The sequence below is a fragment of the Methanosarcina sp. UBA289 genome (assembly GCA_002496565.1).
GTDB lineage: Archaea > Halobacteriota > Methanosarcinia > Methanosarcinales > Methanosarcinaceae > Methanosarcina.
Window position 1 is genome coordinate 842,995 of the sequence record DAKJ01000018.1, and the last position, 200, is coordinate 843,194.

The following is a 200-nucleotide window of genomic DNA, read 5'->3' on the forward strand; positions in this document are numbered from 1 at the left end:
TAATTTATGTACTAATATCATAAGTTTTCATAATTTCTTCCATGAGAAAATAGGGGTTTAAATTCAACCTCCATTGTTTCTGGAATCCAGAATATGTTCTCTCAGATATATTACGTCTCATGATGCTTGTTTTTTGGTGGATATTTAAGGTAAAAGTCTGTTCCAGTGGAAATAAACGGGTCTTTACCATAACAATTAAT

1 protein-coding gene is annotated in these 200 nt (G+C 30.5%); it reads right to left on the minus strand.

Features of this window, described 5'->3' with window-relative positions; genetic code table 11:
* Window positions 1–4: 4 nt before the first annotated feature.
* Window positions 5–200, minus strand: a 196-nt coding sequence (locus tag BP549_RS11555) for a hypothetical protein (RefSeq protein WP_292380716.1), incomplete at its 5' end; no start/stop codon positions are given.